Raw genomic sequence first — 23,847 nt, forward strand, 5'->3', positions numbered from 1 at the left:
GTTGATTGATGCTCTGTGAGCGGCCAAACAGTAGGAACACTCCTGCCGATGAGGGGCGCTCTTGTCTAGCACACTAGAATGAACTGGTTGTGAGAGGGATAGGTGTTTGTGGTTTTGAGGATTAAAGATGCGTAAGCCAAGCCTATTCCTCGCCCCGATGTGGCTCCGCGCTTGGGTAAGGGCGGATGAAATTTGGCTCACGGTCCTCTCGGGCGTCTTAGGGGCAGTTGCAGCATTATGGGCGGTTGGCATCTCAACCGCGACATTAACGGTTCACCGTTGGCTTTATGGTGCGGCCTACACCCCTGATGGGCATTTGTCAGGGTTGGAGCACCTTTCCCCCTTACGTACTGTCTTGGCGCTGACTCTGGGGGATTAGCTGTTGGTGTGTTTGGCGTTATTGCGGCGGCTATTGTACCGCGCCAACCGGTTGACCCAATTGAAGCAAATGCGCTGCACGGCGGCAGAATGTCCGTTCGGGACAGTCTCGTTGTTGTGGTGCAAACAATCCTATCCAACGGTTCGGGTGCATCAATTGGGCTTGAGGCAGGCTTTACGCAAATAGGCTCAGCGTGTGCGTCGTGGGCTGGGCGGGCATTTCGCGTCCGGCGTGATGATTTACGTGTCTTGGTCGGCGCCGGTGCTGGGGCGGCTATTGGCGCAGCGTTTAACGCCCCGGTAACGGGCGCGTTTTATGCGTTCGAATTGGTGATTGGTTCTTATACTTTGGCGAGTTTGCCGCCTGTCGCGGCTGCGGCTTTGGCTGGTGTAGGGGTGGCACATGTTTTGCACCACAATCCTATGGCTTTGCCGCCTTTAAGTATCGGCACTCTTGATTGGAATGCTGGCATTGGCGTCGTATTAATAAGTATATTATCGGCTTTGACAGCTATCGCCGTTATGTTCGGCGTCACGCAGGTTGAAGCCCTGTTCCGGCGTATGCCCGGCCCGGCATGGTTGCGCCCGGTGGTTGGCGGGCTGGGGGTGAGTGGCTTGGCTCTGGTTCACCCTTCGGTTTTATCGTCCGGTCATGAGGCAATGCGGCGCGTTTTATCGGGGGACTTTTCTCCCCGGATTGCGGCAGGATTGCTGTTATTAAAAGCTCTAGCATCGGCTTTGAGTATCGGTGCTGGTTTCCGCGGAGGGCTGTTTTTCGCGTCCCTGTATTTGGGAACATTAGCTGGGACCGTTTACACGGTTTTTCTGACCCCGCTGGGCATAGCGCCCGGTAATATGGTGCTGGCGGCATTGGTCGGGATGAGTGCCATGGCGGTGGCTGTGATTGGCAGCCCAATGACCATGGTGTGTCTGGCGCTTGAAATGACGGGTAGCGCGGTTTTTAGCGGCGCAACATTTATTGCAGCAATTTTGTCGTTGCTTACCGTACGACGCCTCTTTGGTTATAGCTTTGCGACGTGGCGTTTCCATCTACGGGGGGAATCCATTCGTTCGGCTGTGGATATTGGCTGGATACGCTCGTTAGATGTCCGTCGTATGATGCGTCCTGCTCCACGCATATTGCCGATGCGAACTTTGGTGGCGCGTGCCCAGAAAATCTTACCTCCGGGCTCAGGGCAGCGCGTCGTGTTAACGGATGAAGATGGCCGTTATGCCGGTATGCTCGGCGTAGCTGATTTGCATTTGGCCAGGGGCAACCCCAATCAGCTTGTCGGGGAGTTAGCGCATCATCAGGAGTATATGCTGACTCCCCTTATGAATGTACGCGACGCGATCGAACACTTCACAGAAGCTGAAGCCGATGCGTTGGTTGTCGTGGATGATGTTCTTTCTCGCAAGATTGTCGGATTATTGACCGAACAGCATGCTCTGCGCCGCTACGCAGAGGAGTTGGAGCGTAGCCGCCGCTCCCTAGCAGGAGAGGAATCTTTCCCGACCTAGGGTCTTGGCAGTGCTTGAGCAACACTTCACACTACAGAACTGTTTTTATTGAAAAGGAAAAAACATGGCTGATGTAAATTACGAAGAGCGTCTTGCTGCTTTAGGCATTACTTTGCCAGAGGCAGCGGCTCCTGTAGCAAATTATCTGGCAACATCACGGACGGGGAATACGCTGATTGTTTCAGGTCAACTCCCGTTGGTTGATGGTAAATTGCTGGCCCTCGGTAAGCTCGGGCAAGACGTGGATGCGGAAACGGGTGTTGCTTGCGCAAAAGCATGCTTGACCAATGTCATTGCACAGGCAAAGGCGGCGTTAGGGGGAGACTTATCCCGTGTACGCAAAGTCGTGCGTTTGGGAGGCTTTATTGCATGTACATCTGACTTCACAGCACATGCTGGTGTTATGAACGGTGCGTCTGACTTGGCTGTTGAAGTGTTTGGAGATGCCGGGCGTCATGCACGCTCGACCATTGGCGTACCAAGTTTGCCGCTCAATGCGCCCGTTGAAGTCGAAGCATGGTTTGAAGTCGACTGATTGAGTGTTGAGAGGAATGTCGAACTAAGCATATTCCTCTCAATTTTAACGATTTAGCAAGATTGTAGAACCTATGTTTGCCCAGCATGAAGCATGCTGGAGTCGGCAGGTTTGGAAAATACAACCTACATAGCTTTGTCAAAAATGGACGCGCAGCAGCGTGCGATGTCCGTCATAGCGACAAACATGGCAAACGCATCGACCGTTGGCTTTAAACGGGAAGATGTTTTGTTCAGCGATTATTTATCCCAGCAACGCGCAACTCACCAACCTGCTGGAGCAGAGAGTGAAGCCTATACGCAGGATCGCGCTACGTATCGTGATGTGCAGCAGGGTGATTTGCAGCAAACGGGTAATGCGCTGGATTTAGCTTTAGGCGGACAAGGGTATTTTCAGGTTCAAACCGCTAACGGTGTGCGTTTGACGCGTGCTGGGAAGTTTGAACAACAAGCAGATGGCAGCATCGTTGACGAAAGCGGAAACGCTTTATTGGACAGGGCCGGACGTGCCATCAAAATACCGGCTGGTGACCAGAATATAAGCATCTCCAGTGATGGAGTTCTGTCGACCGAAAGCGGGGATCAGGCGCAAATAGCTGTTGTCTCTGTCGCAGATGAAAATGCCTTGAAAGCAGAAGGCGGACATCTTTTCGCGACGAGCCAACCGACGCAACCTGTAGCTCAACCTCATATGGCACAGGGTATGCTCGAAGGTAGCAACGTTCAAATGATGAGCGAAGTGACCAAGATGCTCGATATCCAACGAAATTTTCAATTCATGGCGCAATTCATCAATGCGGAAGCGACCCGCCAACAAAATGCCATCGATAAAATTGTTCAGGTCTCGGCCTGATTATTACCCTTAAGGATTAAAATCTCATGCGGTCACTCGATATTGCTGGAACTGGCATGCAGGCTCAGCAAACCAATGTTGAGACAATTTCCAACAATATCGCGAATATGAGTACAACGGGCTATAAGCGTGCCCGGGCTGAATTTCAGGACCTGATGTATCAAGATTTACGCCGCGTCGGGACAACATCCTCAGATTCGGGCACGACTGTTCCTTCTGGCGCTCAGATTGGCTTGGGTGTGAAAACAGCTGCTATTTACCGGATCAATGATCAGGGCAGTTTGGAACAAACAAGCAATTCGTTGGATCTGGCCGTTCAAGGCCGGGGTTATTTTCAAGTTCAGCTTCCATCAGGGCAGATGGCTTATACCCGTGATGGAACATTCTCGATGGATGCAAATGGCTCGTTGGTGACAGCCGACGGTTATGCCGTTAATCCAGGTATTACAATTCCATCAAACGCCCAAAATGTTAGCATCGATCAGTCGGGACAGGTGAGCGTCACGGTAGCGGGCCAAAACACCGCGACGGTAATTGGACAATTGCAGCTTGCGACCTTTGCCAATGAAAATGGACTCGCAGCGATGGGGCAAAACTTGCTTACGCAAACGGCAGCATCGGGGGACGCGCAAATCGGTACTCCCAACACAACGGGTTATGGGGGGGTGATGCAGGGTTACGTTGAAAAATCCAACGTCAATGTTGTTTCGGAAATTACAGACCTCATTACGGCTCAGCGCGCATATGAGATGAATAGTAAAGTTATAACATCATCGGATGAAATGATGCAGACGTTGACGAATCTGGGTGGACGATAAGCGTGCGCCTCAGGGCTTGCATTGTTTGCCTTATGGGCATTTTGGGGATGTCTCACTCTCTTGCGGCAACTTTACGCCCTTCGGTGGAGCTGGACCATGCACGGGTGCGTTTGTCAGATTTGTTTGCAGGTCTGGCACCGGGGCAGGATGTTGAGATCGGAGATGCTCCAGCTTTTGGGGACCATTATACAGTAGGGGGTGAGCAATTAACGGCTATAGCGGCACAATTTGCTGTGGATTGGCCGGGTGCTTCCCCTCTTGTTTCGGTTACATTGACCCGTAAAGCACGGTGGATCACGGAAGATGACGTTCTGCCCTTGGTCAAGCAAGCGCTGATCCTACCTGATCAAGCAGAAGTCGACCTGACTTTAGAGAACTTTAAAGCCGTGGCAGTGCCATCCCAAGATCAGGGGGGCGTGGTGTTGGTAAGGGTCGAGCATCCAGGCGGCGGAGGACATTTTACGGCGCGTTTTCGCGTACCGAACCATGAAGGTGGTCTGGGAACATTTTTTACCGTGACGGGAAATGTACAAGCCAATATTCCGACAATTATTCTGAAAAAAACGGTCAAGCCTGGGCAGGTTATCATGCCTGAGGATGTTACGACGGGGTTATCCCCTGTAGGTTCCGTGCCTGAGGATGCGCTTTCTTCGGGGCAAGAAGCAATCGGTTTGGTCACACGTTACGCTGCAAAAGCGGGCACGGTTTTAGGGGCTTCGCAGCTGGTACGGCCGCAATTAGTGCATCGTGGTTCGCCGGTTGTGGTGACCTACCACGGCCCGAATGTAAGCCTCACTGTATCTGGAACGGTATTAGAGGCAGGAGGGAGGGGCGACACGGTCCACGTCTACAACATGAGCAGCAAAATGATTCTCACAGGCAAGGTCGTCGGGCAGAGCAGTGTTGATGTGCTGGACGGAGTGGCACCGCTTGTTGTTGGGACGCGTATTCGTGAGACTTTGAATAATTTGCCGACATTGTGAGTTTTTATTGACTATATGTTGAAAAATATGCCCCACTCGCTGTTACATTAGGAGAGGAAAAGCATATGCATTATGATTTATATAATGAAGATATATTCCAAAGTGGTGGATTATTTCTTTTCATTTCTATCGTGATGATGGTGATTTTGGGAGGTATTTATTTTTTACCGTCCATTATCGCAATTATTAAAAAATCTGAGTATGTAGGTCTTATTTGTGTTATTAATTTATTCCTCGGTATTACATTTATTGGCTGGCTAACGGCTTTATACATGGCTTTAACAATGCCAAGTCGAGCGCTGCGTATCCCGCCGCCGCCGCCAGCACAGGGTGGCTATGGTTATTACGGCAGTGACCCTTCAAATGTCCCACCTGCAGGGTGGAGATAATACCGATTAAGGCACCATAATTTAATACATTGCAGGCAACGGGCAGAAGATGTTTCTGCCCGATATGTGTACTGTTGGTGGAAGAGATTTTTCTTCTGTTACCCTTTCTTTTTTGCGCGTTTTGGCGGTTTGTTGTGCGGGCTATTTTTCAAGAGTGGCGCAAGAAAACGCCCGGTGTGGCTCTCAGCACAAGTCGAGATTTCTTCCGGTGTGCCTTGCGCGACGATTTGTCCGCCACCATCACCGCCTTCAGGCCCGATATCAATAAGCCAATCAGCTGTTTTGATTACTTCTAGGTTGTGCTCAATGACAAGAACGGTGTTTCCCTGCTCGACGAGAGCATGAAGCACGTCCAGCAATTTGCGTACGTCTTCAGTGTGAAGGCCGGTTGTTGGTTCATCTAAGATGTAAAGCGTGCGGCCCGTAGCCCGTTTGGCCAGTTCTTTTGAGAGTTTAACGCGCTGTGCTTCGCCTCCGGAAAGCGTCGTCGCCTGTTGCCCAAGTGCGACGTAACCCAGCCCGACTTGTTGTAAAATGGCAAGACGATCTCGGATGCGGGGTACAGCTTGGAAAAAGGGCAGCGCGTCGTCCACAGTCATGGCGAGAACATCTGCGATGGATTTCCCGCGGAATTTAACGTCTAAAGTCTCTCGGTTATAGCGTGCCCCTTTGCAGGTGTCACAGGTGACGAACACATCCGGCAAGAAATGCATTTCAATCTTTAAAACACCGTCGCCTTGGCAGGCTTCGCATCGTCCGCCTTTGACGTTGAAGGAAAAGCGGCCCGGTTTATAGCCGCGTGCTTTTGCTTCGGGTAACTCCGCAAACCAATCGCGGATGGGAGTAAAGAGGTCGGTATAAGTGGCGGGGTTGGACCGTGGCGTACGACCGATAGGGGATTGATCGATTTCGATAATTTTATCTAGGTGCTCTGTGCCTGTCAGGCGATCATAGGGCAGAGGCGAGACGCTGGATTTCATCAACGTCCGGGATAGAGCCTTGTAAAGTGTATCAATAACGAGGGTAGATTTCCCACCGCCCGAGACACCAGTCACAGCAATGAAAGTGCCGAGAGGTATATCAACCGTAAGGTCTTTTAGGTTGTTGCCCTTCGCGCCATGCAAGGTAAGGGTTTCGCGCGCTGTGCGTCGTGTAGCGGGTATGGGAATTGCTTTACGGCCTGAGAGGTAGGCACCGGTAATGCTGTCTGGATGTTGAGCGACTTCTGTTGGGGTGCCGTATGCAATGACATTGCCGCCGCGTGTACCCGCGCCGGGTCCCATATCGATAAGGTAGTCTGCTGCGCGGATCGCGTCCTCGTCATGCTCAACGACGATGACGGTGTTGCCGAGGCGCTTGAGGCGCTCCAAAGTGCCAAGGAGGCGTTCGTTGTCACGCTGGTGCAGCCCGATAGAGGGCTCGTCCAAAACGTAAAGGACACCGGTAAGGCCGGAACCAATTTGAGAGGCAAGACGAATACGTTGACTTTCGCCACCAGATAACGTCGCGGAACCGCGCGATAGAGTTAGGTAATCAAGCCCGACATCGTCCAAGAAATGTAGCCGGTCTGTGATTTCTCGTAAAATACGGCGCGCGATTTCAGCTTTTTGAGGGGTCAGTGTCCCTTCGACCTGAGAGAACCAGTGCAGAGCTTGCCGAATAGGCATATCTGATGCTTGGGCGATGTTGAGGTCGCTGATTTTGACGCAAAGTGCTTCAGGCTTCAGCCGTGCGCCTTGGCAGGTACGGCAAGGTTTCTCGGACTGGTAGCGTGTCAGTTCATCGCGGACATGGACGCTATCTGTCTGTGCCATACGGCGTTGAAGGGTTTTTAAAACGCCTTCAAAGGGCTTGGTAACAGTATGGACCGAACTTCCATCACGATAAGGGATGGCGACGGGCTCTTTCGTACCAAAGAGAATAAGGTCTTGTGTCTCGGCTTTTAAATCCCGCCATGCTGTGTGCATGTCGTCGCCCGTATGTCGGGCAAGCGCTGCCAGTGTTTGTGCGTACCATTCAGCTCCATTGCCCTGCCATGGTGCGACGGCACCATTATCAAGGCTGCGGCTGTCGTCAGGGATAATGAGCTGGGCATCGAAGTGTGTTTCGGTGCCAATACCATCGCAGGATGGGCAGGCCCCCATAGGGGCATTAAACGAGAAAAGGCGCGGCTCGATTTCAGCGATGGTGAAGCCGGAGACAGGGCAGGCAAACCGGGCTGAGAAAATGGTGCGTTCTGCATCGCCTTTTTCGCCCGCACGTTTAACGTCCTGCGTGAAGGCGACGCCGTCCCCGAGTTCAAGGGCCGTCTCAAAGCTATCAGCGAGGCGTGTTTCAAGCCCTTCTTTAACGACTACTCGGTCAATTACAGCTTCAATTGTGTGACGTGTTTTGCGGTTCAGCTCTGGCGCGTCTGCGATGTCATACAGCGAGCCATCGATTATGACCCGGGCAAAGCCTTTGCGTGATAATTCTGCGAGTTCACGCTTGCCGTCGCCTTTACGGTCTTTCATCACAGGGGCTAGCAGCATAAGGCGCGTGCCGTCCGGCATGGCCATGACGCGATCAACCATTTGGCTTACGGTTTGAGCTTCAATCGGTAGGCCTGTCGCTGGTGAGTAAGGCGTGCCAGAGCGCGCCCAAAGAAGGCGCATGTAATCGTGAATTTCTGTAATGGTACCGACGGTCGAACGCGGGTTTTTTGACGTGGTTTTCTGTTCAATGGAAATTGCAGGCGAAAGCCCTTCTATGGAGTCTACATCCGGCTTGCCCATGAGTTCCAGAAATTGGCGCGCATATGCAGAGAGGCTTTCGACATAGCGGCGTTGCCCCTCGGCATAAATGGTATCAAACGCAAGGGACGATTTTCCTGACCCTGAGAGGCCGGTGATGATGGTCAAAGAATCCCGAGGGATCGTGACGTCAACATTTTTGAGGTTGTGGGCGCGAGCTCCACGGACGCGGATGGCGTTATTCTCAGGGAAAGTCACGTTTGGGCACACCGATTTGAAAATAAGGGCACTAAGTGCGGAAACCGCACGCACGAAAACCGTGATGCATTGCTCCTTATACGTTGTATGTTTAGGATCGTTTTAAAAGAACAATTCGCGAAAATAGAGTGGAACGTCATGGCTGGTAGCGTCAACAAGGTGATTTTGGTGGGGAATTTGGGGCGTGATCCTGAAATTCGCCACACACAATCAGGCTCGAAAATTGTGAACATGACGATTGCGACGTCCGATACATGGAATGATCGTCAGTCTGGGGAGCGCAAAGAGCGGACAGAATGGCACCGCGTGGTCATTTTTAATGAGCATTTGGCAGGCGTTGCAGAGCGCTTCGTAAAGAAGGGCAGTAAGGTCTATGTTGAGGGTGAACTCCGCACCCGGAAGTGGACGGATCAGTCTGGTCAAGAACGGTACACGACAGAAGTAACGATTGACCGTTTCCGTGGTGATTTAACGCTTCTTGATAGCCGTGCAGCAGGTGGTGATTCGGGCGGTGGTTATGGCGGTCAAGGCGGTGGCTACGGTGGTGGAAACAGCTACGGCGGCGGTGCGCCTTCAGGGAACGGGCAAAACAGCGGTTCCCGTGGCGGTTCGTCTCCGTCACATGGTGGTGCTTCTGGTCCGGGCGGCTGGGATTCATCGCGTGACCATGACCTAGATGATGAAATTCCATTCTGAGGTTGCTGTGCAGAAACAGCGCTATGCGCTGTAATGCAGAGTTTTATACCTGTCAGGCCTAATAAATTAAGGCCTGACAGAGTGTATTCGTCACTCGTTTGGGATCGTGATATTGTGGTCCCAGATGGTGACAAAAACATTATCAATTTTCGTCACATCAGCTGGGCCATAGGCTTTTTCGAGCTTTAAAGCTTCCTCTTCAGTATTGCAGAGCACAAACCGCCCGCCATCGGCGTACCATTCAGGTTTTGTGAGTGTATGGGCTGCTTTTAGTCTTTTTTGAGAGAATTCGACAGGTGCGATGCGTATGACGTTAGGCACGCTGTTGGCGGCAGCTATCCAGTACAGACCAAAGCCTTTGGAAAGGTTTTTAGAGGCAAGATAGCGATTGATGGCGTAATTATTATTTGCCTTTGCATAATCTAATGTATCGATTTTCGGGTAACTAAGAAAAATTGATACTATCCCAATAAATGAAATTAATATTTTCGAATAAAAGTTCAAATTTGTAGTTTGTATTGATGTTATTAATATTATTAAATATGGAAATATGAGATAACGAAATGATTTTTCGTCAATTGTAATTTCACTAAAAATAAAAGCGAATATCATTATGCAGAATGAAAGGCCGGATGTAATCTGGAAAATATTCCATTTCTTATAATTTATTGCTGATTTGCAAAAAAATAAAAGAGTAACTGCCGCCAAAACCGCATGGACTATTTGTCTTCCTGTCCCAAGCAGGGAGATAGGTTTTCCCAGAAAATCGGCATCAAAAAAATTCAACGCCCCTGAGAGTAGCACTGAAGCGTTGTAAGCTGCCCGGTCTTTGGATGCGAAGGACGAACTCCATAAGCCAGGGACGTGGAAGGCACCATTATGCGTTAAGGCGTTTTTTACGGCGTGTTCCAAGCCGAGTGCGCACAGCATCGAAAGTGCAAGCGCTGGATGTGTCAGTTTGTTCGAAGTGATGGTTTTTAAAACGCAGGCGGCAATGAGGGGAAGGGTCAGGCAGTATTTTATAAGATCATCACTGGCCATAAAAAGCGCAGTAAAGATGGAGATCAGAGACCAGATAGCGGCATTTTTTAGAGAAAAATCAAATTGTATCAGTTTTGGATATTTGTTGATGATGACCCAAAATAGCAGCATCAAAATATAGCCGCCCACATGGTAGCACGGTGATAAAATAAGAGGGACAGCCCAAAAGCTGGGAACCGCGAGTAGAGCGAGAAACGGCCAACCCCAGAGAATATTTTTTCCTGAAAGAGTGGCTGTCAGCATGATGACGATGGACCACATCAAGGCTGGTACAAGGTAATAAAAAGAGAGATGCCACCCTGCTGCACCGAAAAGTAGCGCGTAAGGTAGGATCTCAGTCAGATAAAACGATTGAGCAGATAGCTCCCATCCGTGGAGTAATATATTTCCATGTAGAATATCTTTGGATATTATAAGTGTGGAAATGCTGTCGGAATTTATTGGATAGTGAATATTTATAAAGAGATATAAAAAAGATAGAGCTGTTAATATAATTAAATAAAATAATTTACGGTTCAAGAAAACAGTTTTCATTTTTTCGTTTTTTGCTCTGTGGTTCCGTGGGTTGCTTACCTTGGATTAGGGTTAGCGCAAGCAAAATGGAAGAGATTAGTTTCCATAGAGAGCAGCGAGGGTGGGTATGGTATTTTACCGAGTGCCAAGGGGTCAAAAGTTCGCTTTTAGGGAGAGTTCTTTGCGGCAAGCGTGATGAGATTTTCCTATGTGTGAGCGGAAGAGTAGCGTCTTGGGCTGTGTTGGAGTATGTTGTCTGCTTGTTTTCTAGCGTGGTGGACTTGTCTTGACCGAGTTGAATGAGCCGACTGATCTTGTGCCTTCCGACCGTCTTCCGGTGACGATCGAGGAGGAAATGCGCTCCTCCTATCTGGCTTATGCGATGTCGGTGATCGTCTCGCGTGCTTTGCCTGATGTTCGCGATGGCTTGAAGCCGGTTCATAGGCGTATTCTATACGCGATGCGTGAGAGCGGGTTTACGGCTGATAAGCCATACCGCAAGTCGGCGCGTGCAGTCGGTGACGTGATGGGTAAGTACCATCCGCACGGTGATAGCTCGATCTATGACGCCATGGTTCGTATGGCACAGTCATGGTCGATGCGTGTCAAACTGATTGATGGTCAGGGGAATTTTGGCTCGGTCGATGGCGATAGCCCTGCGGCCATGCGTTATACCGAAGCGCGTCTGGCCAAGGCTTCATCGTTCCTTTTAGACGATATCGACAGAGGCACGGTCGATTTCCAGCCGAACTACGATGAGAGCGAGCATGAGCCGGGGGTTCTACCCGCCGTGTTCCCGAATCTGTTGGTGAATGGCGCGTCTGGTATTGCCGTTGGTATGGCGACGAATATTCCGACCCATAACCCGGCGGAAGTTATCGATGCTACGTTAGCCATGATCGCTAATCCGACCATTGAGTTGGATGAGCTGATGCAGGTCATCCCTGGCCCGGATTTCCCGACAGGCGGGATCATCATGGGCCGCAGTGGTATCCGCAAGGCGTTTGAAACAGGCCGCGGTTCTGTCCCTGTACGTGCACGCGCTGAAATCGAAGAAATTCGTAAAGACCGTCAGGCCATTATTATCACCGAAATTCCGTATCAGGTGAATAAGGCGACGCTTCAGGAAAAGATCGCTGATCTTGTTCGCGCGAAAGAAATTGAGGGCATTTCGGATATTCGAGATGAATCCGATCGCTCCGGCATGCGCGTTGTTATCGAGCTGAAGCGTGATGCAACACCAGATGTGGTGTTGAACCAGCTTTATCGTTTTACGCAACTCCAGACATCTTTCAGCGTGAACATGTTGGCGCTGGATGAGGGCAAGCCGCGTACAATGGGTCTGAAGGATGTCTTGGAAGCGTTTATTCGCTTCCGTGAGGACGTCATTCTCCGTCGCGCACGCTTTGACCTCGACAAAGTGCGTGACCGTGGACATTTGCTCGTCGGTCTTGTGCTGGCTGTAGCGAATATCGACGAAGTTATTGCCTTAATCCGCAGCGCGCCGGATGCAGCAACCGCGCGCGCTTCTCTTATGGCGCGCGAGTGGGATGCGAGCGAGGTTGTTCCTCTGTTGGAATTGATCCATGACGAGGGTAACGTCGTTGTTGACGGCAAGGTGCGCTTAACAGAAGCGCAGGCTCGCGGCATTTTGGAGCTGCGCTTGCAGCGCCTTACAGGGCTTGAGCGTGACAAAATTCAGGGTGAACTGAATGAAGTCGCGGTCAAGATCGAAGATCTTCTAGATATCATCGGCAGCCATATCCGCCGTATGGAGGTAATGCGCGAAGAGCTTCTCGCTGCGCGCGCCGAGATTGCTACACCGCGCATGAGCGAGATTTCTGACGCGCTTGGCGATCAGTCAGACGAAAGCTTGATCGAGCCAGGTCAGATGGTCGTAACCATTACACGTGATGGTTTCATCAAGCGCACACCGTTGGAAATGTTCCGCTCCCAGAATCGCGGTGGCCGTGGCCGCACGGCTGCTGGTCGACGTGGCGATGATGTGATTGTACGCAGTTTTAATGCACACACGCATCAATGGGTCTTGTTCTTCTCTTCAGGTGGTAAAGCTTACCGCATGAAGGTTTGGCATTTGCCGGAAGCTTCACCGACGGCGAAGGGTCGCGCGCTGGTGAACCTACTGCCCGAACTGGGTAGCGATGCAATTACCGCGGTGCTACCGCTGCCGCAGGATGAAGAGTTGTGGGATGACCTGCACCTCGTCTTTGCAACGGCAAGCGGGAATGTGCGCCGTAATCGTCTGAGCGATTTCCGTAACATCCGGGCTTCAGGCTTGATCGCTATGAAGTTGGACGAGGGAGATTCTCTCATCGGTGTTGCGACATGCCGTGAAGGTCAGGATGTTTTCTTGGCGACGCGCAAAGCGCGTTGCATTCGTTTCCAAATTACAGATGACGTGTTGCGTGTTTTCGCAGGTCGCGGCAGCTCAGGCGTGCGCGGTATTAAACTTGCGGAAGGTGACGAGGTCATCTCGCTTTGTGTATTGAACCACGTTGATGCAAGCGTCGAAGAACGTGCGTCTTACCTGCGTATGGCGAATGCGAAGCGTCGTGCAGAAAATGCTGCCTTGGCCGATACAGCTGAAGACGAAGTGACGTCGGGCGATGACGAAGTTGTGGATGTCGTCGGTGATTTGACGCCAGAGCGTTTCGCAGAATTGGAAGCTCAGGAAGAAGTTCTCTTGACCGTGACGGATGGAGGCTTTGGCCGACGTTCATCAGCGTATGACTATCGTGTTTCGGGCCGTGGCGGCTTGGGTATTACGAATATGACCTTCTCTGCGACGCGTCGCGGTAAGGAAGTTGTAGGTACTCTGCCGACTTTGCCTGGCACGGACGTTATGCTCGTGACGGATACGGGGCGTTTGATCCGCCTGCCTGTTTCGCAGGTGCGTGTCATGGCGCGCCAAGCGGCAGGTGTTACACTGTTCCGTCTGAACGATGATGAAACCGTTATCTGTGTTTTCCCTGTTGTGGAAGATGATGGAGAAACAGGTGATGTCGCAACCGTAGAAGGTGCCGAAACTGCGCCAGTAGCGCTCGGTGGCCCCGACAGTCCTGCTGCGGAGGCATCACCGGAAGCTGGAGAGTAAGGGTGACGTTGGACCCGCATATAGCCTTTTATCCGGGGAGCTTTGACCCCGTGACACATGGGCATATGGACATTATTGCGCGTGCGGCCAGCTTGTTTGAGAAGCTGGTCGTTGGCGTTGGTGTCAATGCGGGGAAAAAGCCTCTTTTGTCTGCTTCTGAGCGGATATCGCTTTTACGGAATGAAGTGTCCAAGCTCCCTGTGGCGGAGCGTATTGAAATTGTAGAATTCGATACGCTGCTCGCCGATGCTGTGCACAATATTGGCGCGGGAGTCGTTGTGCGGGGCGTACGCACGGCTGGAGACTTTGATTTTGAGTGTCAGGTTTCAGGGGTCACACGTCGTTTGGCGCCCGGAATTGAGTTTGTGCTTTTGCTTTCCGCAGATGAGCACCGTGTCACATCAAGTCGGATTGTGAAGGAAATAGCCTCTTATAATGGGGATATTTCGTCTTTCGTCAGCGATGATGTTGCGCGTGTGGTCTTGTCGAAAAACCGCGGAAGAGCGACTTAAGGCTCCGTAGGGGTCTCTTTTAGAAAGGATTATACGAATGTCCGAGAATGCAAACGTTCCAGCCGGCGACAAGCTGGTTTTTGAACTTAAGACAGGTAAAGTTGTCATCGCGCTGCGTCCGGACCTCGCGCCTTTGGCCGTTGAGCGCTTGAAGCTTCTGGCAAGCGAAGGGTTCTACGATGGCGTTAAATTCCATCGTGTGATCGAAGGCTTCATGGCGCAGGGTGGAGATCCAACTGGTACAGGCACAGGCGGTAGTGACTACCCTGACCTGAAGGCTGAATTCACTGATCAGGCGAAGTTTGAGCGTGGAACACTTGGCATGGCACGTACCATGGCGCCCCATAGTGCAAACAGCCAGTTCTTCATCATGTTTGAAAATGTACCGTCATTGAATGGTCAGTACACGATCGCGGGTCAGGTTGTGGAAGGCATGGAACTGGTCGACCAAATCAAACGCGGCTCAGGCGCGTCTGGCATGGTTAAGGACCCAGACTCCATCGTAAAGGCTTATGTAGAAGCATAAGTCTTTTAGCGCTTGATGCGTTGGGCCGGTGGGAGTTCGCTCCCGCCGGCTTTTTTTATGCTTGGGTCGTCATGCGGTGCGATGAGGTTAGGTGCGCAACACACTGACTTGCGCGGCATCGTGGGGGTAGGGGTTGCCGTATTGTTGGATGTAGCGCGCGGCAAAGTCTTGCCGCTCCAAGCGTTCACAGTAATCAAGGTAACGCATGAGGGCGCGTTCTGCGCGCTGTGTGCGGCCGTAGAGGCGCTTGTAATGTTTCCATAGCATGAGAGCATTAACGGACCATGCGTCGTACACATGTTCAGCCAAGCGTTGACGGATTGATACGGGGAGTTGGTCAAATGCGTCCCATTCATTCCCGTCAAAACGGCGCCAGATTTGGTCTCTGAATGTACGGTCATTGAGCGCGATATTGGGCATAGCAAAGCTACAAGTTGTTTTTGATATGTTATATCATATCAAAATATTCCAAGAACGAAAGACGTTATTTTGCGGACGGGAAAAATGTTTTTTTGATTTTTTCACAGTTTGGTGTTGACCGATGGGCTGATCCTTCGTAAATACCGCGCCGGATGAACCGGTAGCTCAGTTGGTAGAGCATTCGACTTTTAATCGAATGGTCCTGGGTTCGAGTCCCAGCCGGTTCACCATTAATAATCCTAAAATCAACATATAAGATTTATTCAGGCGGATATTGCGACTGAATAGAACGCTTATGCGCTTCTACTGCGCATTATTTTGTTCCGCACTCAGGAGCATGTGGCAACTCTGTTACCGAGTTGTGCTAGGCGCAGCATGTGCTTGGAAAAACTCCACTAAAAGCGTTAAGAGAAGAAATACAAACCTTTTGAGGATACAAACATTGCAGAAAAATCGGATGACTTTGTTCATTCTGGTCGCCTTGGTGCTGGGCGTCATTACGGGTGGTGTGGTGCATGGTTTCGTTGAGAATCCCGCTGCTCGCCAAGGTTTTGCTGCAGATATTTCTATTGGATCTACGGTTTTTCTTCGCCTGATTAAGATGATTATCGCACCATTAGTCTTTTCGACTTTGGTTGCGGGGATTGGCCGCATGACTGATGCGAAGACGGTTGGGCGCATCGGCGGAAAAGCGATGCTTTGGTTCGTTGGTGCATCGTTATTTTCGTTAACGCTCGGCATGGTTCTGGTGAATGTGATGCACCCAGGGGGCGGTCTGCATCAGGTCAATGCAATGCAAGCGACGCATCTCGGTGCGGGCGGAATGACTTTGGAGGGCTTTATCCGCCATCTGGTTCCTGATTCTGGCTTTAAAGCCATGGCGGATAATGAAATTTTGCAGGTAGTGGTATTTGCGGTTTTCGTTGGTGTCGCATGTGCTTCTCAACCGGAGAAGGGACGTCCGCTATTAGAGTGGACTGACAGTTTGGCGCATATCATTTTGAAGGTAACGAATTACGTTATGCTTCTCGCGCCGCTAGCAGTGTTTTGTGCTGTCGCAGCGACCATCAGCACGAATGGTCTTGCGATATTACTAACCTATGGGAAATTCATGGGTGAGTTCTATTTTGCCATGCTTTTGCTTTGGTTGAGCTTGATTGGTGTCGGCCTTTTACTGTTAGGCCCTTCGGCCCTGAGACTGGTGCGCTTGATGCGTGAGCCTTTTCTTCTGGCGTTTTCTACAGCGAGTTCTGAAGCGGCTTATCCTTTGATTTTGGAGCGCCTCGCACAATTCCCGGTTTCAAAGAAAATATCGTCGTTTGTGCTGCCGCTGGGGTATTCTTTCAACCTTGATGGCACGATGATGTACTGCACATTCGCCAGTATTTTTATTGCTCAGGCTTACGACATCGTTTTGCCGTGGAGCACGCAGATCGTCATGCTTCTGACGCTGATGCTTACGAGCAAAGGGGTTGCGGGTATTCCCCGTGCGTCATCCGTGGTGATTGTTGCGACGCTAGGTCAGTTCAATATACCGACTGAGGGTATATTATTGATTCTCGGGATTGATACATTTTTGGATATGGGCCGATCAGCAACGAATGTGATCGGGAATTCTCTGGCCGCAGCTGCTGTCGGAAAATGGGAAAACCTTCTCGTGCATGACGAAAAGCCCGCTGCGGGGTTAAAGTAAGGACGCAGATACCTCAACTGATCGATATTTATGGTGTTGTAAACTCTGAACCGCCTTTCGATCGGGCACACTTATTCCATGATACCTTCCTAGAAGTGGAAGGATTTGGTCTGTCCTTTTTTCTAGTGCGCGCCTGACGTTAAAACCTTGATCGTCGCGTAAGCCGTTTTCAGGCTTTTGAAGCCACGGATCGGTTTTACCGGCTGTTTTAGTTTGCCGTGATCGGCTTGGGTCACATTGCTCAGATATTTCACCTGCCGGTGCTGCACTGTACCGGGCAGCTTGCCTTAAGCCATACCGTAGGTCGAGGCTTTGTCCGGTATCAGGCACCTCCCAGTCCTTCAGACCACTTACCGCTTTTCCTAGAAACCGTTTGGCAGCCATATCACTCGGGGCGGCGATGGATAGAAATCAATCGTGTTGCTGCCCTTACCGATCGCCCGATAAAGATACGTCCATTTCCCTTTGATCTTGATCTCATCAATACGCCAACTGGGAGAAAAGCTCGGGCGTTTCCAATTCCGGCGCGTAGCGCCGGACCCGTAGCGGCAATATCAACGAACCACTTACAAAATCACGCCCCTCTCAAATGTCGTCCCTTGAGATCGCTCATCTGTCATACTCCCAAAAAGTCGAAAATAATTCCAGTTTCTTCACGATGAATTGCTAATGCCATCACTTCAACATAGTATTTTATAAAATATTAGTGCTTACTCGTTGGAAAAGTGCGGTTTGAGTCTAACATCAGAGAGTGATCCACCTTATGAACTCAGTAAAATCAATCCAGAAAAGCACTGATTTTGGCGCCGTCGTCCCGAAGCCATCAACCGCAATCGCATGTATCGCCCTTGGGGCTTTTACGAGAGCCTTATTCAAGGTGACCGGCTCCAAGTGAAGCGGATTGATGTCGACCCCGGCCACAAGCTGTCTTTGCAACAGAAGTTCCACCGTATCGAGCATTGGGTTGTTGTCACTGGCACAGCTGTTGTTACTCGCGATGCTGAAGAAATCATGGTCCATGAAAATGAAAGCATCTATCTGCCATTTGGTAGCGTTCACAGGTTAGAAAGTCTCGGCAAAACCCCCTTAGTTTTGATCGAGGTTCAGTCAGGCCTTTACCTGGGCGAGGATGATATTGTGCGTATCAAAGATATTTAGGTGAGAGTCTGACAGCTGCCGAAACGCTGTATTGAACAGATCTCTGACTACAGGCATTTTCCTGAGGCCAGATACGCAACCTGACCCCGAAAACTGGAAAGTTTATGGATATGGATAATTCAAATCCTTCTCGAGGCAAATCCAAAGCAGTGTTACCCAGGAAGAGGCCCAGTCTGAATGCAGAAAATATTAATGCTGATTTGGCGGCAGCGAAATCTATAATAGATATGATTTCTGAGGAGGGTAGTTCTAAGATTTTGGATCTTATTAGGAGTAATCCTGAAAGTATATACTCTATTATCGATAATATTTCATTAAATAAAACGTTGGAAAAGCGCCGAAAATTTCTATGTACCAGTAACATAATGAAAAATGGTACAGTGGATGCGGACTTCGAATATGTCGGTTTGCCGCAAGATTTACAAAATTCAAGTCTAAAAAAAGCATATGACACGCATTTACGGTCATTGTTGGAAAAACGTTCCGATGGTTTTGCTGTGTTGTTTGAGCATCTTGACGGACATCAACGCCCGTACATCGTCGAAACTGGTTGTTTGAGAGTTCCAAATAATTGGGCTGGAGATGGTCAAAGTACTTTTTTGTTCGATTGGTACGCACGTGAGCGGCAGGGATCGGTTTTTTCCATTGATATCAATCCCGCAAGCATTGACAGTGCTAGGCGTGCATGTAGTGGGACAACCAATACGATCCTAAATGACTCACGTCCTGCCCTAAATGCCTTAGCGCAAAATTCCGGGCGGCCAGCATCGCTACTTTATCTAGACTCGTTCGATCTAGATATCAACGATCCCCTGCCTAGCGCGATCCATCACGCAACAGAGATGATGGCAGCCAGAGCACTAATACAAGAAGGAACCATCATATGTGTCGATGACTTTAATGTCCCGCCTCTAGGAGCGGGAGGAAAAGGGTTAATTGTTGATCAGTTCATGGTATCTATCGGAGCAAAATTGCTTTATTCTGGCTACCAGAAAATATGGAAACTATAACTCAATTTCTGGAATAAGAGTTTTTTGAATCCTATTCTTGGGGAGAATTCTTGGTGCGCTTGGCAATATTAGCTATTGGGATGTCGGAAAAAAACGACTCTGTTTGTAATGATGTGGCCTATCAATACAGGGTTTTATCTTCTCAAAGATCAAACGTTGATGAAGTGCGAATTTTCGCAGGGAATTACGACGCACGTGCATTTCCAGAGTTGCCCGTCGAGAACGCCGCCGAATTTGAACGATGGCTGACTGACGACCCCGATGTAGTGGTTATTTTCCATTACTGCGATAGTCGTTCTCAATTTGACGATTTTTTGCGGAACCGGTGTAAAAAAGTCGTAGTGCGGTGGCACAACGCAACTCCTCCGTGGTTTACTTTTGGTTCTCAGAACCAAAACGCGAATCATGCCCTTCTCGGATACGAAAATATTATCGACTTTATCAAATGTGTTCATGTATCGTTTTGGACGAATTCGGGATTTACGCGTGATCAACTTGTGGCAATGGGCACTGCTCCGGAACGTTGCCACGTAGTTTTCCCAGCTAGCAGGTATTTGGACGCCACCAATACTTCTAATAAGAAATCAGTTCAGGATGCAAAGAAAAAAAATTCTGTAATTGATTTGTTGTTTGTCAGTAGAGTAGTTGCACACAAGGGGCATTTGAATGCAATCGCGGTGGCAGATAGAACGCAGGAAATTACCGGACGTGCTGTTAGATTGAATATAGTCGGTAAAGGTATTGATGAACCGAGCGCATTTTCTGCAAAATTACGATCGGCAATTAATAAAGCAAAGTCAGAAATTGTAATTCATGGTCTAGTATCTGACGAAAAACTAATCGAATTATATCAAACCTCAACAGTTTTTATTTGCCTGTCTGAGCATGAGGGTTTTGGTTTACCCGTCTTTGAAGCAATGCGATATCGGCTTCCTGTTGTCGCTTGGGCAACAACCGCATTTCGAGAACTCCTAGTAAATCACCCTTTCGCTTTTCCAAACTTTGACCTCGATTTATTCGCGGCTTCAATAGGGGCTCTCGAAAATAACATCGTAAAAAGCCGACTTCTTGAATTGCAAAATTCGGTTCTTCAAGGCTATTCTTCTAATACTCTCATAGAGCAAATTAGTTCTGCCCTATCTGCACAGGAGAGTAGCTGGGGTCAGCCTATCCCGGATGACCTTGCTCGACCGGCAATTCGCTATTTGCCAGTCGTTGCGGAAGCAATCGACTCAGCGCGCTCATCGCTGATGGCAACATTTCCTCGCGGATTTGACGATGAGCTAATTTTCGATTCACATGTTAATGTAACATCTCTTTATGATCTGCAGATTTACAAAAATTATCTAGACCAAGACAAGCAACTGTTGAAAGCGTTAACAATTCCAGTAAGAGAACCGTCAATAACTTTCAGACCTGATGAATTTTCGATGCGCAAAGGTGTTTATCCAGCGTCTGATTTAATTGATCGCTCAACACTCAAGGCAGATGATGTGAGTGCTGATCATCTTGTTTTTGGTCCATATGCGCAAATGCCAGCTGGAACTTATAACGCTAAATTACACGCCATCACGACAATTCTATCTGGCGAAAACGTTTCCTTTGAGCTCGACGTTATTTCGGGGGGGCAGCAGTTGACGAGTCAGATATTTAACTTACCCTCTGGAAGCCACGAAAATTATCCTACGCTGTCATTTAATATGACGGGGGAGGCGCCCATGGTCGAAATTCGTTTGCGAGCAGAAAGCCCGTTCAAAGGGAATATTTTATTTTCGGGTGTAACGCTTACACAAATAAGTACAACTCAATTAAGTGGGTCTCCAGAAGAGCTTTCGTCGTCTCCTGCAAGCAATTGGATAGGACGCCTCAAAGGAATTACGCCATTCGCAAAATTTTCGCGTGAACGAGAAGCAAAGTCCTTGTTTCGCAGGGGGGACGCAGCAAGGGAACGCGGAGAGTGGGGTGAAGCTGCGCGCTTATACGATATGGGATTGAGCTCGGGTAGTGACCGCTTTGAGTATATTGTTCAAGCAGCCCATATGTACAAAGAAAGCGGTGATTTGGAAACTTCCCGCCAACGCTATAATCGAGCCTTGAACCTGAGGCCCAATGACGCTGATTTATGTTTGCAAATGGGGCATTTTTGCAAAACTGCCGGTGATATGAAGGCGGCGAAGGTTTATTATCTTAAAGCGCTTCAATCATTCGGTTCAGTTGCTGCTGATGCCAGCAATGAACTAATCGCTCTGTCCAGTCACTGAATTTCTTAAGGTCTAGCCTCATTATGAAAATAGCATTTCTGGTCCAAGGTTTATTCGAAAAAAGTGATTCAATAGGGTTCGATTGTGTCTATGAATACAAGCGCGCTCGGAAGCTCTTTAAAAATGCTGACAGCGACGTCCGTATTTTTTCTGAACGTTTCGATTTGACTAGGCACCCCGGTGTTCCCATTGAAAGCCTAGAAGCATTTTATGAGTGGTGCGCAGTAAATTATGACGGTATTATTGTTTACCATTATTGCGGCGCTTGGAAAGAGATGGATGAGTTCCTCGTTGCTCGATCATCGCCATCTATTGTGCGTTGGCACAACAATACATCGCCGTGGTTTTATTTTTCAAAAGAGCGCTATTTAGTTCATACGCTTGAGGGTTTTGAAAATATCGTCGATATAGCAGGTAAAAAAAATCTCTTTTTTTGGGTGAATTCGGTATTTACTCGAGATCAATTTATTGCATTGGGAGGTCAAGCATCTCGTTCAGCAGTGGTTTACCCTGCGAGCAGGTATCTGGAGAAGGGTACAGAGCTGAGGTTACCCTCTCGAACTTTTGCTCCAGAGGGTGTCATCAACATGCTTTTTGTTGGACGAGTCGTGCAGCATAAGGGGCATAAATCGATTATTTCTATGGCTGACCGGGTCAGAAGAGAAACAGGCAAGCCCGTTATTGTGCGTTTTGCAGGCCGAGAGGATGACGTAAAACTAGAAATAGAACGGCACGCGGAAAGTTACCCAAATGTTGAAACTTACTTCTACGGCGAGGTTTCTGACTCAGAATTAGAAGAGCTATACCTTATTTCTGATGTCTTCTTATGTTTATCTGAGCATGAAGGATTTGGATTACCTGTCTTTGAAGCAATGCGTTGCGGACTGCCTACTATTGTTTGGTCTACAACAGCGCTTCGCGAACTGATGGTCGATCATCCGCTGGGATTTCATTATTATGACTTAAATACCTTTGCGGCAGCTATAATTGCTCTTGAAGATAATACTGTTTATCGCACTGTGTTGGCAGCCCAAAATCGTGTTTTGGCTTCCTATACGGAAGAAATTGTAGACGCGCAGATGGTTCACGGCTTCGCCGCTCTTTCAAATCAAGACTTAGAACAAGTGGTTGATACTTTTCCGCCTACATTACAAAGCGAAGCAGAGCTTGCTAATGCTGTAGCAGAGCGGCTTCTGCACGCCAGATCAATACCCTCGGCAGTTCAACCTGTCACGCGTGATAGTGGATATAACCTCTTTTCACGCTATGATATCGAAGCTTTTCGGAAATTTTTTGATAGAGTGGAGCGCTTACGGTTTGCTCCATTTGAGAATTTCAAAAATAACGGATATTATCGTATTGACGCGCGTCATTTCCATTGTCGAGAAGGCATAATTGATGGCGGGGTAATGAAATTCGATTTTGGGTGTTATCCCGAGGGACATTTAATATTTGGACCTTACCGAGAGTTACCAAAAGGCCATTACGACGTATCTTTCGACTTATCCGTTGTTAGCGAAAACATGTCCTCAGTGATAATCGATGTTGCTTCGCGCCATCGTGGACTGATTACTGAACAGTCAATACCCGTTCAAAAAATTCATTTTGAAAAACCAGTATTGCAGTTTGATTGTGACGATGAATCAGATGAATATGAATTTCGTGTTAAGGCCAAGCATTCATTCGAAGGAGAGGTATTGTTTCGTGGCGTTCTAATAAAGCAACGATCAAATTAGAAATTGATCATCCGACACTCATCGAGAGTGGCTCTGTTGCAAAGTTGGTGTTCCTGTCTGGAATTATTTTCGACTTTTTGGGAGTATGACAGATGAGCGATCTCAAGGGACGACATTTGAGAGGGGCGTGATTTTGTAAGTGGTTCGTTGATATTGCCGCTACGGGTCCGGCGCTACGCGCCGGAATTGGAAACGCCCGAGCTTTTCTCCCAGTTGGCGTATTGATGAGATCAAGATCAAAGGGAAATGGACGTATCTTTATCGGGCGATCGGTAAGGGCAGCAACACGATTGATTTCTATCCATCGCCGCCCCGAGTGATATGGCTGCCAAACGGTTTCTAGGAAAAGCGGTAAGTGGTCTGAAGGACTGGGAGGTGCCTGATACCGGACAAAGCCTCGACCTACGGTATGGCTTAAGGCAAGCTGCCCGGTACAGTGCAGCACCGGCAGGTGAAATATCTGAGCAATGTGACCCAAGCCGATCACGGCAAACTAAAACAGCCGGTAAAACCGATCCGTGGCTTCAAAAGCCTGAAAACGGCTTACGCGACGATCAAGGTTTTAACGTCAGGCGCGCACTAGAAAAAAGGACAGACCAAATCCTTCCACTTCTAGGAAGGTATCATGGAATAAGTGTGCCCGATCGAAAGGCGGTTCAGAGTTTACAACACCATAAATATCGATCAGTTGAGGTATCTG

The 23,847-nt window shown here is 49.2% G+C and carries 16 protein-coding genes, 1 tRNA gene and 4 pseudogenes; 17 read left to right on the top strand and 4 right to left on the bottom strand.

What is annotated here, in order from left to right:
* Nucleotides 1-127 precede the first annotated feature (127 nt).
* From D5366_RS05415 to D5366_RS05440, 6 genes and pseudogenes are all read left to right on the top strand, one after another.
* Nucleotides 128-1,899: pseudogene (locus D5366_RS05415) on the top strand (chloride channel protein).
* Nucleotides 1,900-1,963: 64 nt separating this feature from the next.
* Nucleotides 1,964-2,434 carry a RidA family protein gene (locus tag D5366_RS05420; RefSeq protein ID WP_141492611.1) on the top strand — a complete coding sequence of 157 codons (471 nt, stop codon included), beginning with the start codon at nucleotides 1,964-1,966 and terminating at the stop codon, nucleotides 2,432-2,434.
* Nucleotides 2,435-2,545: 111 nt separating this feature from the next.
* On the top strand, nucleotides 2,546-3,286 hold the full coding sequence (gene flgF, locus D5366_RS05425; protein ID WP_141493840.1) for a flagellar basal-body rod protein FlgF: 741 nt from the start codon (nucleotides 2,546-2,548) through the stop codon (nucleotides 3,284-3,286).
* Between the two features lie 26 nt (nucleotides 3,287-3,312).
* Entirely contained in the window at nucleotides 3,313-4,104 is a 792-nt protein-coding gene (gene flgG, locus D5366_RS05430; protein WP_141492612.1) for a flagellar basal-body rod protein FlgG, read from the top strand.
* 47 nt (nucleotides 4,105-4,151) lie between these two features.
* Nucleotides 4,152-5,087, top strand: a complete 936-nt coding sequence (flgA, locus tag D5366_RS05435) for a flagellar basal body P-ring formation chaperone FlgA (protein WP_240775360.1) — start codon at nucleotides 4,152-4,154, stop codon at nucleotides 5,085-5,087.
* Nucleotides 5,088-5,152: 65 nt separating this feature from the next.
* Entirely contained in the window at nucleotides 5,153-5,476 is a 324-nt protein-coding gene (locus D5366_RS05440) for a superinfection immunity protein (protein WP_205839607.1), read from the top strand.
* A gap of 98 nt (nucleotides 5,477-5,574) precedes the next feature.
* On the opposite strand, the gene uvrA is transcribed toward D5366_RS05440, so the two are convergent.
* The gene (uvrA, locus tag D5366_RS05445) at nucleotides 5,575-8,466 is read right to left on the bottom strand and encodes an excinuclease ABC subunit UvrA (protein WP_141492613.1); all 2,892 of its coding nucleotides are present in this window, start codon (nucleotides 8,464-8,466) and stop codon (nucleotides 5,575-5,577) included.
* A gap of 138 nt (nucleotides 8,467-8,604) precedes the next feature.
* Between uvrA and ssb the strand changes: the two genes are divergently transcribed.
* On the top strand, nucleotides 8,605-9,162 hold the full coding sequence (ssb, locus tag D5366_RS05450) for a single-stranded DNA-binding protein (protein ID WP_141492614.1): 558 nt from the start codon (nucleotides 8,605-8,607) through the stop codon (nucleotides 9,160-9,162).
* Between the two features lie 90 nt (nucleotides 9,163-9,252).
* Here the strand turns inward: ssb and D5366_RS05455 are convergent, their stop codons facing one another.
* On the bottom strand, nucleotides 9,253-10,737 hold the full coding sequence (locus D5366_RS05455) for a hypothetical protein (RefSeq protein WP_141492615.1): 1,485 nt from the start codon (nucleotides 10,735-10,737) through the stop codon (nucleotides 9,253-9,255).
* A gap of 334 nt (nucleotides 10,738-11,071) precedes the next feature.
* Between D5366_RS05455 and gyrA the strand changes: the two genes are divergently transcribed.
* The 3 genes from gyrA (at nucleotide 11,072) to D5366_RS05470 (ending at nucleotide 14,869) form a co-directional block, all read left to right on the top strand.
* Complete coding sequence (gene gyrA / locus D5366_RS05460) at nucleotides 11,072-13,831, top strand: DNA gyrase subunit A (RefSeq protein WP_373317493.1); 2,760 nt, start codon at nucleotides 11,072-11,074, stop codon at nucleotides 13,829-13,831.
* Between the two features lie 65 nt (nucleotides 13,832-13,896).
* Entirely contained in the window at nucleotides 13,897-14,343 is a 447-nt protein-coding gene (coaD, locus tag D5366_RS05465; protein ID WP_141493844.1) for a pantetheine-phosphate adenylyltransferase, read from the top strand.
* A 37-nt stretch (nucleotides 14,344-14,380) separates the two neighbouring features.
* Entirely contained in the window at nucleotides 14,381-14,869 is a 489-nt protein-coding gene (locus D5366_RS05470) for a peptidylprolyl isomerase (protein WP_141492616.1), read from the top strand.
* A gap of 87 nt (nucleotides 14,870-14,956) precedes the next feature.
* Here D5366_RS05470 and D5366_RS05475 read toward each other — a convergent pair whose 3' ends face one another.
* Nucleotides 14,957-15,289 carry a DUF6525 family protein gene (locus D5366_RS05475; protein ID WP_141492617.1) on the bottom strand — a complete coding sequence of 111 codons (333 nt, stop codon included), beginning with the start codon at nucleotides 15,287-15,289 and terminating at the stop codon, nucleotides 14,957-14,959.
* A gap of 154 nt (nucleotides 15,290-15,443) precedes the next feature.
* Between D5366_RS05475 and D5366_RS05480 the strand changes: the two genes are divergently transcribed.
* Nucleotides 15,444-15,519 (top strand) — tRNA-Lys (locus D5366_RS05480).
* Nucleotides 15,520-15,746: 227 nt separating this feature from the next.
* On the top strand, nucleotides 15,747-16,982 hold the full coding sequence (locus D5366_RS05485; protein ID WP_205839609.1) for a dicarboxylate/amino acid:cation symporter: 1,236 nt from the start codon (nucleotides 15,747-15,749) through the stop codon (nucleotides 16,980-16,982).
* Between the two features lie 122 nt (nucleotides 16,983-17,104).
* Here D5366_RS05485 and D5366_RS05490 read toward each other — a convergent pair.
* Nucleotides 17,105-17,467 (bottom strand): annotated as a pseudogene (locus D5366_RS05490) (DDE-type integrase/transposase/recombinase).
* A gap of 325 nt (nucleotides 17,468-17,792) precedes the next feature.
* Here D5366_RS05490 and D5366_RS05495 point away from each other — a divergent pair.
* The 5 genes and pseudogenes from D5366_RS05495 to D5366_RS12220 form a co-directional block, all read left to right on the top strand.
* Nucleotides 17,793-18,140, top strand: a pseudogene (locus D5366_RS05495) (cupin domain-containing protein); the annotation flags it as partial.
* 104 nt (nucleotides 18,141-18,244) lie between these two features.
* A complete protein-coding gene (locus D5366_RS05500) occupies nucleotides 18,245-19,150 on the top strand; it encodes a hypothetical protein (protein WP_240775361.1) in 906 nt (301 codons plus the stop codon).
* A gap of 53 nt (nucleotides 19,151-19,203) precedes the next feature.
* On the top strand, nucleotides 19,204-21,411 hold the full coding sequence (locus tag D5366_RS05505; RefSeq protein ID WP_240775387.1) for a glycosyltransferase: 2,208 nt from the start codon (nucleotides 19,204-19,206) through the stop codon (nucleotides 21,409-21,411).
* Nucleotides 21,412-21,434: 23 nt separating this feature from the next.
* Nucleotides 21,435-23,147 (top strand): glycosyltransferase family 4 protein, encoded by a 1,713-nt coding sequence (locus D5366_RS05510; RefSeq protein WP_141492621.1) that lies wholly within the window; start codon nucleotides 21,435-21,437, stop codon nucleotides 23,145-23,147.
* Between the two features lie 268 nt (nucleotides 23,148-23,415).
* Nucleotides 23,416-23,730, top strand: a pseudogene (locus tag D5366_RS12220) (DDE-type integrase/transposase/recombinase).
* Nucleotides 23,731-23,847 lie beyond the last annotated feature (117 nt).

Source organism: Neokomagataea tanensis, from assembly GCF_006542335.1.
Classification (GTDB): domain Bacteria; phylum Pseudomonadota; class Alphaproteobacteria; order Acetobacterales; family Acetobacteraceae; genus Gluconobacter; species Gluconobacter tanensis.

What these genes read in the sequence shown, in the direction of transcription:
- D5366_RS05420 (WP_141492611.1), top strand. Translation starts at nt 1,964, where the DNA reads ATGGCTGATGTAAATTACGAAGAGCGTCTTGCTGCTTTAGGCATTACT.
- flgG (WP_141492612.1), top strand. Translation starts at nt 3,313, where the DNA reads ATGCGGTCACTCGATATTGCTGGAACTGGCATGCAGGCTCAGCAAACC.
- flgA (WP_240775360.1), top strand. Translation starts at nt 4,152, where the DNA reads ATGTCTCACTCTCTTGCGGCAACTTTACGCCCTTCGGTGGAGCTGGAC.
- D5366_RS05440 (WP_205839607.1), top strand. Translation starts at nt 5,153, where the DNA reads ATGCATTATGATTTATATAATGAAGATATATTCCAAAGTGGTGGATTA.
- ssb (WP_141492614.1), top strand. Translation starts at nt 8,605, where the DNA reads ATGGCTGGTAGCGTCAACAAGGTGATTTTGGTGGGGAATTTGGGGCGT.
- D5366_RS05455 (WP_141492615.1), bottom strand. Translation starts at nt 10,737, where the DNA reads ATGAAAACTGTTTTCTTGAACCGTAAATTATTTTATTTAATTATATTA.
- gyrA (WP_373317493.1), top strand. Translation starts at nt 11,072, where the DNA reads ATGCGCTCCTCCTATCTGGCTTATGCGATGTCGGTGATCGTCTCGCGT.
- coaD (WP_141493844.1), top strand. Translation starts at nt 13,897, where the DNA reads ATGGACATTATTGCGCGTGCGGCCAGCTTGTTTGAGAAGCTGGTCGTT.
- D5366_RS05470 (WP_141492616.1), top strand. Translation starts at nt 14,381, where the DNA reads ATGTCCGAGAATGCAAACGTTCCAGCCGGCGACAAGCTGGTTTTTGAA.
- D5366_RS05475 (WP_141492617.1), bottom strand. Translation starts at nt 15,289, where the DNA reads ATGCCCAATATCGCGCTCAATGACCGTACATTCAGAGACCAAATCTGG.
- D5366_RS05485 (WP_205839609.1), top strand. Translation starts at nt 15,747, where the DNA reads ATGACTTTGTTCATTCTGGTCGCCTTGGTGCTGGGCGTCATTACGGGT.
- D5366_RS05500 (WP_240775361.1), top strand. Translation starts at nt 18,245, where the DNA reads ATGGATATGGATAATTCAAATCCTTCTCGAGGCAAATCCAAAGCAGTG.
- D5366_RS05510 (WP_141492621.1), top strand. Translation starts at nt 21,435, where the DNA reads ATGAAAATAGCATTTCTGGTCCAAGGTTTATTCGAAAAAAGTGATTCA.